11 protein-coding genes, 2 tRNA genes and 1 pseudogene are annotated in these 14,288 nt (G+C 38.4%); 1 reads left to right on the top strand and 13 read right to left on the bottom strand.

Features of this window, described 5'->3' with window-relative positions:
* Positions 1–77 precede the first annotated feature (77 nt).
* The 10 genes and pseudogenes from infC to ACFQ3S_RS18910 form a co-directional block, all read right to left on the bottom strand.
* Positions 78–644, bottom strand: a complete 567-nt coding sequence (infC, locus tag ACFQ3S_RS18955; RefSeq protein ID WP_377167486.1) for a translation initiation factor IF-3 — start codon at positions 642–644, stop codon at positions 78–80.
* Position 645: 1 nt separating this feature from the next.
* Positions 646–2,571 carry a threonine--tRNA ligase gene (gene thrS, locus ACFQ3S_RS18950; protein ID WP_377167483.1) on the bottom strand — a complete coding sequence of 642 codons (1,926 nt, stop codon included), beginning with the start codon at positions 2,569–2,571 and terminating at the stop codon, positions 646–648.
* A gap of 241 nt (positions 2,572–2,812) precedes the next feature.
* A pseudogene (locus ACFQ3S_RS18945) lies at positions 2,813–2,959 on the bottom strand (PIN domain-containing protein); the annotation flags it as partial.
* A gap of 203 nt (positions 2,960–3,162) precedes the next feature.
* Positions 3,163–3,891, bottom strand: a complete 729-nt coding sequence (locus tag ACFQ3S_RS18940; protein WP_377167480.1) for a (Fe-S)-binding protein — start codon at positions 3,889–3,891, stop codon at positions 3,163–3,165.
* 14 nt (positions 3,892–3,905) lie between these two features.
* Entirely contained in the window at positions 3,906–5,225 is a 1,320-nt protein-coding gene (locus ACFQ3S_RS18935) for an MFS transporter (RefSeq protein ID WP_377167477.1), read from the bottom strand.
* A gap of 78 nt (positions 5,226–5,303) precedes the next feature.
* The gene (locus ACFQ3S_RS18930; protein ID WP_377167474.1) at positions 5,304–6,755 is read right to left on the bottom strand and encodes a phytoene desaturase family protein; all 1,452 of its coding nucleotides are present in this window, start codon (positions 6,753–6,755) and stop codon (positions 5,304–5,306) included.
* Positions 6,756–6,886: 131 nt separating this feature from the next.
* Positions 6,887–6,958: transfer RNA gene (locus ACFQ3S_RS18925), tRNA-Cys, on the bottom strand.
* Positions 6,959–6,966: 8 nt separating this feature from the next.
* On the bottom strand, positions 6,967–7,131 hold the full coding sequence (locus ACFQ3S_RS18920; protein ID WP_377167471.1) for a hypothetical protein: 165 nt from the start codon (positions 7,129–7,131) through the stop codon (positions 6,967–6,969).
* A 142-nt stretch (positions 7,132–7,273) separates the two neighbouring features.
* Positions 7,274–7,355, bottom strand: a tRNA-Leu gene (locus ACFQ3S_RS18915).
* Positions 7,356–7,485: 130 nt separating this feature from the next.
* Positions 7,486–8,883: an undecaprenyl-phosphate glucose phosphotransferase gene (locus tag ACFQ3S_RS18910; RefSeq protein ID WP_377167468.1), complete on the bottom strand. Its 1,398-nt coding sequence runs from the start codon at positions 8,881–8,883 to the stop codon at positions 7,486–7,488.
* 294 nt (positions 8,884–9,177) lie between these two features.
* Here ACFQ3S_RS18910 and ACFQ3S_RS18905 point away from each other — a divergent pair, with 294 nt between their 5' ends.
* Entirely contained in the window at positions 9,178–10,872 is a 1,695-nt protein-coding gene (locus tag ACFQ3S_RS18905) for a gliding motility protein RemB (RefSeq protein ID WP_377167465.1), read from the top strand.
* Positions 10,873–10,878: 6 nt separating this feature from the next.
* On the opposite strand, the gene ACFQ3S_RS18900 is transcribed toward ACFQ3S_RS18905, so the two are convergent.
* The 3 genes from ACFQ3S_RS18900 to ACFQ3S_RS18890 are packed head-to-tail and all read right to left on the bottom strand — an operon-like array spanning position 10,879 to position 14,069.
* On the bottom strand, positions 10,879–12,021 hold the full coding sequence (locus tag ACFQ3S_RS18900; protein WP_377167462.1) for a glycosyltransferase: 1,143 nt from the start codon (positions 12,019–12,021) through the stop codon (positions 10,879–10,881).
* Positions 12,022–12,981 (bottom strand): GDP-mannose 4,6-dehydratase, encoded by a 960-nt coding sequence (locus ACFQ3S_RS18895; RefSeq protein WP_377167459.1) that lies wholly within the window; start codon positions 12,979–12,981, stop codon positions 12,022–12,024.
* The gene (locus ACFQ3S_RS18890) at positions 12,978–14,069 is read right to left on the bottom strand and encodes a glycosyltransferase family 4 protein (protein WP_377167456.1); all 1,092 of its coding nucleotides are present in this window, start codon (positions 14,067–14,069) and stop codon (positions 12,978–12,980) included. The genes ACFQ3S_RS18895 and ACFQ3S_RS18890 overlap by 4 nt, the downstream gene beginning before the upstream one ends.
* Between the last annotated feature and the right edge of the window lie 219 nt (positions 14,070–14,288).

The raw sequence follows: 14,288 nt of genomic DNA, 5'->3' as shown, positions 1-14,288 counted from the left end.
TCTTTCACCTGCGGATTAAAACGCTTATTTATTCTACCTATTTCATTTGCACATCAGCACATTTGAAATTTGCAAATTTACTTTTTAGCCGCTTTTGGGCCCATAATCAAAAACATACGCTTACCTTCCAATTTAGGCAGTTGTTCAACTTTACCTACTTCTTCCAGCGCCTGTGCAAACTTTAACAATAAAATCTCACCTTGTTCTTTGTAAACAATAGCACGACCCTTAAAGTGTACGTATGCTCTCACCTTTTCGCCCGATTCCAGAAACTTCTGTGCATGCTTTAACTTAAATTCAAAGTCATGATCATCGGTATTAGGACCAAAACGTATCTCTTTAATTACCGTTTGCTTGGCGTTGCTTTTGATTTCTTTCAGCTTCTTTTTTTGCTCGTAAATAAACTTATTATAGTCAATTACACGGCAAACCGGAGGAACAGCATTGGGAGAAATCTCCACCAGATCCAATTCTTGTTCCTGGGCAATAGCTAATGCTTCGCGGGTTGGGAAAATCCCTTGTTCCACGTTATCGCCTACTAAACGAACTTCAGGAGCCTTAATGAAGTTATTAATATTGTGCTCTGCTTCCTTTTTCTTGAAAGGAAGCCGCGGACCTCTAAAATTAGGTTTGTTTAAAGCCAAGTTATACGGTTATTTCTTTTATTAATTGTTGCTTAAAATCTTCTATAGTAATACTTCCCAAATCGCCTACACCATGTTTACGAACAGAGACGGTGCCTTCGGCAGCCTCTTTTTCGCCTACAATAAGCATATAAGGGATCTTTTTAACTTCAGCATCACGGATCTTTCTACCGATCTTCTCGTCCCTGAAATCAATTAGACCGCGAATATCGGTATTATTTAACATTTGTGAAAGTTTTTTTGCATATTCCTCATACTTTTCGGATATAGGAAGAATTACATACTGCTCGGGCGACAACCACAACGGGAAGTTACCGGCACAATGTTCTATTAAAACAGCTACAAATCTTTCCAACGAACCAAATGGCGCACGGTGTATCATTACCGGGCGGTGTTTTAGGTTATCGCTGCCGGTGTATTCCAGTTCAAAACGTTCGGGCAAGTTATAATCCACCTGTATGGTACCCAATTGCCATTTACGGCCCAGGGCATCTTTCACCATAAAATCTAATTTCGGTCCGTAAAATGCGGCTTCGCCTAATTCAACTACGGTGCGTAAACCTTTTTCGGCAGCAGCTTCAATAATCGCGCTTTCGGCTAAAGCCCAGTTTTCGTCGGTACCAATGTATTTGGCTTTGTTTTCAGGATCGCGCAGCGATACCTGTGCAGTAAAATCTTCAAAGCCTAAAGCGCCGAATACGTACAATACCAGGTCAATCACCTTCATAAACTCTTCCTTCACCTGGTCGGGTCGGCAAAACAAATGGGCATCATCCTGGGTAAAACCACGCACACGGGTTAAACCATGCAGTTCACCACTTTGTTCGTAACGGTAAACAGTACCAAATTCGGCAAAACGTACCGGTAGTTCCTTATACGAACGCGGCTTGATTTTATAAATTTCGCAGTGGTGTGGGCAGTTCATCGGTTTTAAGAAGAACTCCTCCCCTTCCTGTGGTGTTTTTATAGGCTGAAAACTATCCTTGCCGTATTTTTCGTAATGGCCCGAAGTTACATACAGGTTTTTATGCCCAATATGCGGAGTAATTACCTGCTCGTAACCGGCGGACACCTGCGCACGCTGTAAAAAGTTAACTAAACGCTCGCGCAAGGCGGCACCTTTAGGCAACCACAATGGCAAGCCTGCTCCCACTTTTTCTGAAAATGCAAACAACTCCAGTTCTTTACCCAGTTTACGGTGATCGCGTTTTTTAGCCTCTTCCAACACATGCAGGTACTCGGTAAGTTCGCTTGCTTTAGGAAAAGTTACGGCGTATATACGGGTAAGCTGCTTACGCGTTTCATCGCCACGCCAGTAAGCGCCGGCCACATTCATCAACTTTATAGCTTTTATAAAGCCGGTATTAGGAATATGCGGTCCGCGGCACAGATCAGTAAAGTTGCCTTGACGGTAGAAAGTTATAGAACCATCGGCCAGGTCTTTAATCAGGTCCAGCTTGTATTCATCATCTTTTTCGGTAAAATAGCTAATAGCTTCGGCTTTGCTCACCGGCTCACGGATAAATTCGGCTTTGGTTTTGGCCAGCTCCAGCATTTTATCTTCGATCTTCTTGAAATCATCTTGAGAGAAGGTGCGGTCGCCAAAGTCTACGTCGTAATAAAAGCCGGTTTCAATAGCGGGGCCAATACCAAATTTGGTACCGGGGTACAGCGCTTCTAAAGCCTCGGCCATTAAGTGGGCCGATGAATGCCAAAAGGTTGATTTGCCTTGTACATCGTTCCAGGTTAATAGTTTAACCTTAGCGGCTTGTTCTATCGGGCGACTTGCATCCCATACGGTGCCATCAACCTCGGCAGCTAAAACGTTACGGGCCAGGCCCTCTGAAATAGATTGTGCAATTTGCATGGAAGTGATTCCCTTGTCGTAAGCACGAACGGAACCATCGGGAAGTGTAATGTTAATCATCTACAACTATGATTTGGCCCCTCTTTAAATCTTCCCCCGGTAGGGAGAGACTTCAATAAAGAAGCCGGGTTAAATAAATTTATTTAGTCAATCACCTACAACAGTGATTTTTAATTGGTTGCAAAAATAGGATTATTTATGAAAGTTTAACAGAGGAAAAGATGACCAGGGAACCGTTATTAAAGGTCAAATGTATCGGCAGGTTTGATATATAAAGATATATATTAACATATTTCAAATGTTAAACAATATAAGAGTTCAGCTGTATTGATACCCTATCAAAGCTCATCGTTTTTAGATGTACTGATAGCTTTTTATCACCTGTCCAAATTATGCCACCCGTTGATAAGGCAAGCGCAACATACCTCCTATCAAAATGGTCGACATCTTTTGTGAGACGCGGTAGTTTTGATAAGCAAACCCTGCTCTGTACGTTCTATTACCATTGATTCTTGTACTTTACTTCAAAAGTGAGCATTTAACCTTGATGCCACTAATTACCAGTTCTGGTATAATTAAGAACCGGAACTTTAAGAATTAACAATTTATGCATTTTTAATTCAGCAAATTTGTTAATTCAGTAAATTCTGATCAGACATTCCCCCAGCCATTGGCCAGCACATCGGCAATGTGCATGGTTTTAACGGGCAACTTATTTTTGTCGATGTAATTTTGCAGGTGCAACAAACACGAAGCATCGGTAGAGATAATATAATCGGCACCGGCAGCCAAGGCATTGTCTACTTTTTGCTGAGCCATTGCGCTCGATATGGCATCAAACTTAACGGCGAATGTTCCGCCAAAGCCACAGCAAGTTTCATTATCTTTTAGGTCTACCATTTCCAAGCCGTAAACTTTAGAGAGCAGTTGGCGGGGTTCATTTTTGATCTTGCATTCGCGCAGACCGGCACAGCTATCATGATAAACCGCACGGCCTTCCAGTTCGGCACCGAAATAATCGAACTGTAGAATATTGATCAAAAAATCGGAAAGTTCGTAAATATTCCCTTGTATCGCACGGCATTTATTGTGCGAGGTGGTATTGGTGAACAGATCGTTATAATAATTGCGCACCATGCCAGTGCAGGAGGCTGAGGGCGACACAATAATATCTTCTTCGGTAAAATCGTTTAGAAACTTACTACCCACTGCTTTGGCATCATCCCAAAAGCCTGCGTTGAAAGCTGGCTGTCCGCAACAGGTTTGAGCCGGGTTGAAATTCACCTCGCAACCCGCCTTTTGTAAAACCTTCACTGTACTAAAAGCAGTATCAGGGAATAGCTGGTCAACAAAACACGGTACAAATAATTCAACTTTCATGATAGTAATAACAATTACGCAACGCTAACCGGTTTTTGCAATTCTTGCTTTTGCGTTTTCAGTAGCAAAAACAACAGCAATAACCCTGCTATAAAAAATATGGTTAGCACCAATGCCGAGTTGCGCATGCTATGCGTGAGCGACTCCACAAAGCCAAAAGTAAACAATCCGATCACAATAGCCAGCTTTTCGGTAACATCATAAAAGCTAAAGTACGAAGCGGTATCGGGGATGTTTTGCGGCAAAAATTTGGAATATGTTGAACGTGAGAGCGATTGAATGCCGCCCATTACCAAACCTACCACAACGGCTAATAAATAAAATTGGGTAGACGTTTGCGTGAAATAAGCGGCAATACATACACCTATCCAAATACTAACCACGCCCATTAACACTTTAATATTACCATATATTGATGACAGCTTAGACATCAAAGCTGCACCCGCTATGGCAACTAATTGAATGATCAATATGGTTGCGATCAAGCTCTCCGTAGGCATCTTGAGCTCCTTAGCGGCAAAACCCGTAGCTACCAGCATAACAGTTTGCACACCCATGGAGTAAAAAAAGAAAGCAGACAGGTATTTTTTTAAAACGGAATTGGCTTTAATCTTTCGCCAAACGTGGCTAAGTTCTTTAAAACCGCCGCTAATTATATTTTGATGCTGCGTGCTGTTGTTGGGCACACCTTTAGGCAATTTAAAGAATGGGATCTGTGCAAAACCCAGCCACCATATACCCACCAGCAAGAACGATAAACGTGGCGCGAAACTTTTATCGGTAATACCGAACCAATCGGGCTTCATTACAAACACAAAACAAATGATCTGCAACAACACGCTACCTACATAACCGTAAGTAAACCCTTTGGCACTTACACTATCCTGCTTATCTAACGTAGCAATTTGAGGCAGATAAGAATTGTAGAACACCGCACCGCCGCAATAACCTATGGCGGCCAGGGCAAAACAGAACATACCCAGTTCTAAAGTATTCAGTTTAAAAAAGTACAAACCACAGCAAGCCAATCCGCCTATCCAGGTAAAGAGCTGCATGTAACTTTTTTTATTGCCTTTATAATCGGCTATGGAAGTAAGGATGGGCAGCATGAGCACTACTATAAAGTAAGCCGCTGCCAATACGTAATTAGAAAGCGCGGTATTTACAAATTCATGTCCCATAAACATTACCTTATCGCCGTGGGCATCGGTAGTGGTAATGGCTGTATAATAGGCCGGGAAAATGGTAGATGTAATAACCAGGTTATAAGCTGAGTTTGCCCAATCGAACATAGCCCAGGCCCGTATGGTTTTAGGATTGTTTCTGCTTTCCATGTACGGGCTAAGTTAAAAATATGTAGTCATAAAAAAAGGTACTGTTTTTCGGTAAGGCTTGAATGCATTATACCTTAATTAAAGCTTTAGAAGTGATATGCCAAACACATCTTTTAAAGCCTTTCGGGCGGCATGGTAACCACACATGCCGTGCACCCCTCCTCCCGGTGGCGTTGATGAAGAACATAAATAAAGTCCTTTTGCCGAGGTTCGGTATGGCGACCAGCGTAATGCCGGCCTTGTGAAAAGTTGGGAAATATCCAACCTTCCGCCATTAATATCTCCACCTATATAGTTGGGGTTGTGTTCCTGCATTTGTTGGGTGTTAAAAGTGTGCCTGGCTAAAATTCTCTCTCTAAAACCTGGTGCAAAACGTTCGACCTGATTTTCGATAATTGCCGTCATATCTTTAGTTGAACCATTGGGTACATGGCAATAAGCCCAGGCTGTATGTTTACCCTGTGGGGCGCGGCTTTGGTCGAACAAGCTTTGTTGTGCCAGCAGTACGTAAGGGTTATTGGAGTGCCGCCCGTTTGATGAGGCTTGTTCGGCTATAACTATTTCTTCCATAGTTCCACCCAAATGTACTGTACCGGCTTTACGGCATCCATCTGCTATAAACGGAACCGGTGCATCCAGTGCCCAGTCTACTTTAAATACACCATCGCCATAACGGAACCTTTCCAATTGCCACTTATATATTGATGAAAACCGGTGCCCTGCTATTTGCAGCAATTGCCGGGGTGTAATATCAAACAAAATTGCATGCGATGTAGGTAAACTTACTAAAGACCGCACATACGTATCGGTTTGAATATGCCCGCCTAATGATTTAAAATAACCGGCCAACGCATCGGCAATGGATTGCGAACCGCCTTCGGGTATAGGCCAACCACCTAAATGCCCGTTAGCTAATAACACCATAGCAACAGCTGAGGTGGTTAAATTGCTAAGCGGCTGTATGGCATGCGCTGCCATGCCGGCAAAAAGTCCTTTGGCCTCTGTGGTTTTAAAATGCCGCGCTAAAACAGTAGCCGGCTGCAAAGCCGATAAACCAAAGCGTATTAACTCAAAAGGTTTATCAGGAATAGTTAATGGCCCAAGCACATCGGGTGCCAAACCGGGCCAGTTTTTTACAAGGGGGCCAATAAGACTCAAATAAGCCTGCTCATCGGCACCCAATAGCGATGCTGTTTCGGCCAACGACCGTTTAAGTACCGCTGCTGTGCCATTATCAAACGGGTGAGCCGCATCAATTTCGGGCAGGATGTATTGCAGGCCAAAATTTGTTAAGGGCAAGGTTTTAAAAAACGGTGATCCTAACGCTAAAGGATGTATAGCCGAACAGATGTCGTGCTTAAAGCCGGGCAATGTAAGTTCGGCAGTGCGCAATCCACCACCAATAGTGCTTTTAGCCTCCAGTAACAAAACCCGCAGGTTCTGTTGTTGCAGCACAATGGCAGCGGCAAGTCCGTTCGGCCCCGAACCTACCACCACCGCATCGTAATCACGCTTTTCCAAACTCTTCATTTTTGCCTGTATAACACATAGGCAAAGTAGCTAAAACATTAAACTCTGCGCAATTAAATGCTTAACCATTTAGTCTATTTTATTGAATACAGGGCATAGTTGATTACAAGTTATATAAGTTTTTAAGCATGAGGCGTGATAACGGACTCAAACCGTTCTACAAGGTTTTGCAGACCTCCACCTAACCCCTCGGCCACTCCGCCTTATTGCATTAAGCGGTTTTTTTACCAGCTAAATAATTATTTGCCTTATATACCGCAATGGCTACCCTATCTACCGGGATAATGGAGAGAATATACTCATTTGGGAAAGCGAAAACAACCTGTAAATTATGATCGAGTACAAATGATGCAGGCAATGGTAGGTTTTTATCCAAACCCGAATAGCGGCTTCAGGCAGGGCTATCTTCTGAACAGATGATTTTTAAGGAAGATCCTGAAAGGCAACAACGATATTCATGTGTGGAAGGATTACTATAAAAAATAAAGCCTCCTTTACGTTGTTGTAAAGAAGGCTTGTGCGGAAGAAGGGACTCGAACCCCCACGCCGTGAAGCGCCAGATCCTAAGTCTGGTGCGGCTACCAATTACGCCACTTCCGCAGTTAGGATTTTGAGATGGCAAATATAGCGTAAAATGCTATGAATTAAAACTAATTTGACCTTTTTAATTAATGATGTTTATTGCCTTCATAAAAAATCATTATAGTATCTGAGCATTAAATGGTTATACCTAAAAGGCATTTTTATCGCCCTTAACAGTTCCCCAAAAAGTAAGGAATATAATCTTTAAATCGAGCAGGAACGACCAGTTTTCGAGGTACCAAACATCGGCTTGTACACGCTCCAGCATATCTTCGGTGGTCTTGGTTTCGCCACGCAAGCCATTAACCTGTGCCCATCCGGTAATACCTGGCTTTAAAAAGTGGCGAACCATAAAAGTATCTATCAGGTGTGAATATTCTTCGGTATGTTTTAGCATGTGCGGCCGCGGGCCAACTACGGTCATATTACCTTTCAAAACGTTAAAAAATTGCGGTAATTCGTCTAAATTGGTCTTACGTAAAAAGGCACCAATTTTAGTAATTCGCGCATCGCCACGAGTAGCCTGCTTTTTATCCGAGTCATTATTAACCTGCATACTTCGGAATTTGTAGCAATTAAAAGCTTCGTTATCCCTTCCCGAACGCATTTGAACAAAAAATATTGGACCGTTTGAACTGAGCTTAATTAATATTGATAGGATCGGGAAAAGCCAACTAAACACAAAAAGTATTATAAAAAGTGAAAATAAAATATCAAATAACCGTTTAAAGAAACGGTTAAGCATATTTTCCAAAGGCTCGGGCCTGATAGATATAACCGGGATATGACCAAAATTTTGCACAAAGGTGGGCTTGTGCGTGTAATAAAACTCTGGTACCAGTTTAAACCTAATAAGGTTCTTATCAGCATCGAGCATCAACTTCTCTATTTTATCTGATTCGCTGTTAGGGAGGGTACAAAATATTTCGTCGATATTATTATCTTTTACATATTTTATACATTGGTCGGTACCTCCCAGGTAAAGACTTTTATCTATATCATTTACCCGGTCGTCAAAAATCCCTTCAATTTTATAACCTCTTTCCGGGTTGTAAGTAACAAAATTATATAGATCGTTTCCAATTCGGCCTCCGCCAACAATAACTGCTTTCCTGAAATCGGTGAGCAGGGCACGGTCTCCTCTCCTAATAGCCAAAAATATTAATTTCCATACACCTAATAAAAAGCCAAACATGGCTAAGGAGTAAAAAAGATACTGCCTGGTGATGGAATATGCCTTGGTACCTATGATGATTAAAACTGTAAAGCATATCAAGCTCACAAATAACATATAGGTTTTAAATACGCCGCGGTAGGTTTTTATAGAATCTTTATTCAATACATGCTCATACAAACGGGTGATGTTTGCCGAGAGCAACCATATTAAATTAAACACCAGTACAATGGGAAGATAATTTTTATTGTTGATCCAAATGATGTATGATTTATCAACTATGAGATAAGCCAATATCATACTTACGTTCAAAATAACATAATCAACAGAAAGATTAATTGCTTTTATGAAAGTAGCGTATCTATGACCCATGTTACTGTTAACCTTGTATAAACCGTAAGATGTACTTAACGGTTTGCTAAATTAGTAGATATATTTGAATATTAATATTAAAATTTCTTTATGGTTAGTGCATATTTGTCATTAAAATTACAGATACCAACATTCGTTTAAGAGAATAATTTGCCTGATAGCGTTGTTATAATTTTTTATTTAATTATAACTTTAAATTGTAACATTTTAAAGCAGGATTTTTAAACATTTATGGTACGGTTTTCTTTGATTTACATGTTTATCTTTGTATTAAATATTGCTACTAAACTATCCATGAAAATACTGATACCCAATATTAGAAACACCCTATTTTATACCGTTTTTTTCTTTTCAACATCTTTTAGTATTAGTAGTAATGCTCAGGTTCAGTACCAGCCGTATAGTTACCAGTTTTATCAAAAGTTAAGCGATACTGTATATTCTACCAAGTCTAACTTTCATAGTTCCATTAAACCGTATTTAGTTGATGCTGCTACGTTATCTATAAAGTATAATAGCTTAATGAATTATGGCGTTGATACCGTTGGTAGTCATAGCTGGGTACACAGAAAATTATTTGATGAGCATTTAATAGATATAAAAAATACGGAATACACATTTTATGCCGACTATTTGCCCGACTTAGTAATTGGAAGAGATTTCACTAACTCACGCACCACCTGGATAAATACCCGGGGCTACCAGTTAGGTGCAACTATAGGTAAAAAATTCTCTTTTTACTCCAGTGGTTATGAAAACCAGGCAGTATTTGCCGATTATTTAGATACCTATATTAACCAAACAGGTATTGTTACCGGGCAGGCTTATGATCGTAAATTTGGCGGCAGCAGAACCAAAGACTGGTCGTATGTTACAGCTTTAGTTTCATACACACCAAACAAGTACTTAAATATTGCTGCCGGGCATGATAAGAACTTTATAGGCGACGGCTACCGTTCTATGTTGCTTTCCGATTACAGTTCCCCCTATTCATTTTTAAAGCTTACCGGTAATTTAGGCAATGTGAGCTATATGGTGATGTGGAGCTACATGCAAGACCCACGTTCGCCTAAGCTAAGTTACGAAGTTGGCAACCGCAAAAAATGGGGTGTATTTCATTACTTAGATTGGAATGTCACCAAGCGTTTATCATTAGGTTTCTTTGATTCTGTAATATGGGCCGATGCAGACGATAATGGTAATAAACGCGGGTTTGATTTTACTTACGGTAACCCAATAATTTTTTTAAGGCCGTTAGAAGCGGATAATGGCTCACCGGATAATGCTTTGATTGGGTTTAATGGTAAATATAAAATTTCGGACCAAGTAACCGCTTACGGTCAGTTTGCTTTAGACGAGTTTGAAGCATCAAATTTCTTTTCAAATAATGGAAGTTCGAGAAACAAATATGGCTGGCAGGTTGGTTTGAGGGGAGCTGATATTTTTAATATTAAAAGGCTTAATTATTTGATTGAGTATAATGGCGCTAAGCCTTACACTTACAGCCAAGAAAAATCGATAAATAATTATGCTCAACAAAACGAACCTTTAGCTCATCCATGGGGAGCTAATTTTAATGAAGTTGTTGGTCTATTAAATTACAGTTACAAACGGTTTGATTTTTCGGGAGAGTTAAATTATGGGCGTTATGGTTTAGATACTGATGGCCTGAACTGGGGTAAAGATGTATCTCAATCATACCTGAAACCAGCCAGATATGATGGTCCATCTGAGCAATTTGGTACCCGTGGTAGTGCAACTACTGTTGGAAATTACATAGGTCAAGGTTTAACAACCAATATGTATTATGCGGAGGGCAAAGTAGCTTATTTAATTAACCCAAAATACAATTTACGAATAGAATTTGGTGGGTTGTATCGCAAAGAAACAAATGCTGCCTTTTCTGATAAAACGACCATGTTAACTATTGGATTGAGAAGTTCATTTAGAAACCTATATCAGGATATTTCAAGCTATAAATCACATTAAGCATTCTTAATGTGATTTAATAACTGAAGATGAATGCTCTTCATACTTTTCTTCAACAAAAGATTTGAATTGTTTAATAAATACATTTTCATCAAACAATTCAGCATGCTTTCTAATAAAAGCAGGATCAAAAATTAAGTGTTCAGCTGTTTTAACCGCATTAATTAATGATTCGGCTGTTTGATCATTAAAAAATACAGCCGTGCATTTGGATTCATGTACATCGTAAGGTATCATTGTTTCCAATACCCCACCTTTACCATAAGCTATCACGGGCCTACCCGATGCATTTGCTTCTAAAGGTGTAATACCATAATCTTCATGTTGCGGAAAAACAAAAGCTTTGCAATTGGCATATAAATCGGCCAACTCCTTACTGCTTAATCCCGATTTAAATTCAATATTATTTTTTGCCATAGCCTTTAATTCTGCGGCTTTTGTACCATTGCCAACAACTATCAATTTCAAGCCTAATTCATTAAAAGCCTCAATTGCTAAGTCTACCTTTTTATAATGCTCAAGCCTGGATACCACTAAATAATAGTCACCTGGTTGTTTCGAAACGTAAAAATTTCTGGTTTTCACATCTGGTTGAATTATTTTAATATCATCAACCTTGTAAGCATCTTTAATTCGTTGAGCAGTCTCTTCAGTCATTGCCAAAAAATAGTCACCTCGCAACGCAGCTTTGAAATCTATATACTTTAAACATGAAATCACCTTGTCAAAAATCCATTTAAATACACCTTTAGCATTATTATACTGTGAATAAGATGAAGGGTTCCACGCTAATCTAAATGGAGTATAGGTATATATGAATACCAAAGCTTTAGAATCTATATTTACATACTTAGCACAATGTGTATTTGATATAATAACAATATCATAGTCGGTAACTTTTACGGCTTTCATAGCAATAATACCCCAAGGAAAATAAAATTTTTGCATTAATTTAATGCTTTTAGAGAATATTTGAAAGGAAGAAGTGTTTATTTTTTCCTTATATTCCTTGTATTCTGGATAGGTTCCTTCGCTATTGTAAGCAATAGTATATATATCGGCATCCGGAAAAGCTTTAAGCATAGTTAAAACAACTTGTTCAGCACCTCCCCTTCTCATCAATTCGTCATGAATTATTGCAACACGCATTTATTTAAAATTATTTGTTTCTTCTTCAATTAATATATCCAAAATACTAAGAAACGATTTATTATATTCCCACTTTAAAATAGTTCTAGCTTTAGTATTATCCCCATACATATCTTCCATATCAGTTGGTCTAAAGAGTTCAGGATTTTCAATTAATTTGTCTTTTTTAATTCCTAAATAATCAAATACATAATATATAATATCTCTAAGATATATTGATTGCCCTGAACAAATTAAATAATCGTCAGCTTTATCTTGTTGTATAGACAACCACATAGCTTTAACATAGTCAGGGGCGTATCCAAAATCTCTTTTAACGTCTATATTACCAACACTAAGATTCTCCGCTAAGCCATTTTTAATTGCTAAAGAAGTGCATATTACTTTTTTAACAAAAAAGTTAGGGCTTCTTAAATACGATTCATGGTTGAATAGTACACCATTCACACAATGAACATTATATGATTCGCGATAGTTAATTCCAATCCAGTATGCAGATGCCTTCGAAATAGCATATGGGCTTAGAGGGTGTAATGGTGTTCTTTCGTTAACAGGTAAATTTTTAACTTGACCGAACATTTCACTGCTCGATGCCTGGTATACTTTAGTATCTAATTTTAATAGTCGGATACTTTCTAATATATTTAGTAAGGATTGAGTATTATAATTGATAGTACCTATTGGCTGTTCAAATGAGATCCCAACTGAACTTTGAGCAGCAAGATTATAAAATTCGTCTGGCTTGTACTTAAGCAAAACTTTAATTATACTTGAGAAATCAAGAAGATCACTTTCTTCAATTACTATATTTTTACTAATATTTAGATAATTTAAATTAGAGCCTTTAAAATTACTGTGGCTTCTTGTAAGACCTATAACTTTATAATTGTTTTCTATCAGTAGTTTAGCCAAATAGGCTCCGTCCTGTCCGGTTATTCCTGTTATTATAGCTACTTTCATTTCTGCAAATTATCGATCACATTCTTTAAAATTATCCCTGACCTTTGCCATGAAAACTTTCCAACTTGTTTTTTCCCTTTACTAATCAATTCTTTTCTTAAATTAACGTCATTAATAACTGTTATTATGGCTTTAGTAATTGATGGAATATCTAATGGGTTTACATAAAGGCTTCCATCTCCGCACACTTCTGGCAAGCTTGATGTATCAGATACTATAGTAGCACAACCACATGCCATTGCTTCTAAAGGCGGCATACCAAAACCTTCATACAACGACGGATACAGAAAGCATGTAGCATTGCTGTAAAGAGTAACAAGTTCTTCTTCACTAACATAACCTGTTAGTATAATGTTTTTTGAGCTACTAATTATTTCCTTTAATTCACTATTTGCAAAAACTTTGCCTTCCGATCCTACAATTATTAAAGGTATAGAGGTTTTGGCATTCTTATAAGCTTTAACAAGAGCTACAAAATTTTTCCTTGGATCAAGTGATGATACTGCAAGCAAATATTTGTCTTTTTCTAAATTAAACTTTTTTAAAGTTGCTTCATCATTTGAAGCAACTTTAGCGGATGATAAAAAATTATCAGAAACACTACAATACAAAATCTCCACCTTTTCAGGTAAAATATTAATGTATTTTAATATGTCATGCTTTGATGATTCACTAATTGTTAGAACTTTCAAACTTCTACGTGCAATAATCGGTACTATTATTTTGTAATAAAAAGCAAACGCTTTACTAAACCACTTAGGATTGACGAATGTGGTCATATCCATTATACTTATAATTTGATGTTTTAATGCTATTGGAGCAGTGTTGACCAAATTAATAAGTAATTGTTTGTTAGTTTTTGACATGTATAAGGGCAAATCGATTTGCTCCCATACAAGCCCACTCCTTGTACCAATTACCTTAATTACGTTTTTATCAATAATGTAATTTGGTTTAATATCTGTTGGCGGAACAAGTATAGTTACATTATCTGGGTAATGTAATACTATACTCTTTGCCATTTCATAAGCAAATCTTTGTGACCCGGTAAGTGTTTGAGTTAAAAATCTGCCATTTATATATATCATAATTATAATCTTATTATACTGCTTTGATTATATAATCTAAAGCAGACCAGTTCTTTTAAGCAAATAATTGGATACAGCGATCTATTAAATAATCTATATCGCTACTTTTTTACTCGAACTGATTTTTAATCTTATATCCTGATTCTTTCAGTAGCTTTTCACGTTGGAACAATTCCACATCCGCTGCAACCATTTCGCTTACCAGCCCTTGCAGGTCAT

Source organism: Mucilaginibacter terrae (assembly GCF_042679325.1).
Lineage (GTDB): Bacteria > Bacteroidota > Bacteroidia > Sphingobacteriales > Sphingobacteriaceae > Mucilaginibacter > Mucilaginibacter terrae.
Note: the sequence above shows the minus strand (reverse complement) of the source record. Positions and strands in the feature narration are given on the sequence as shown.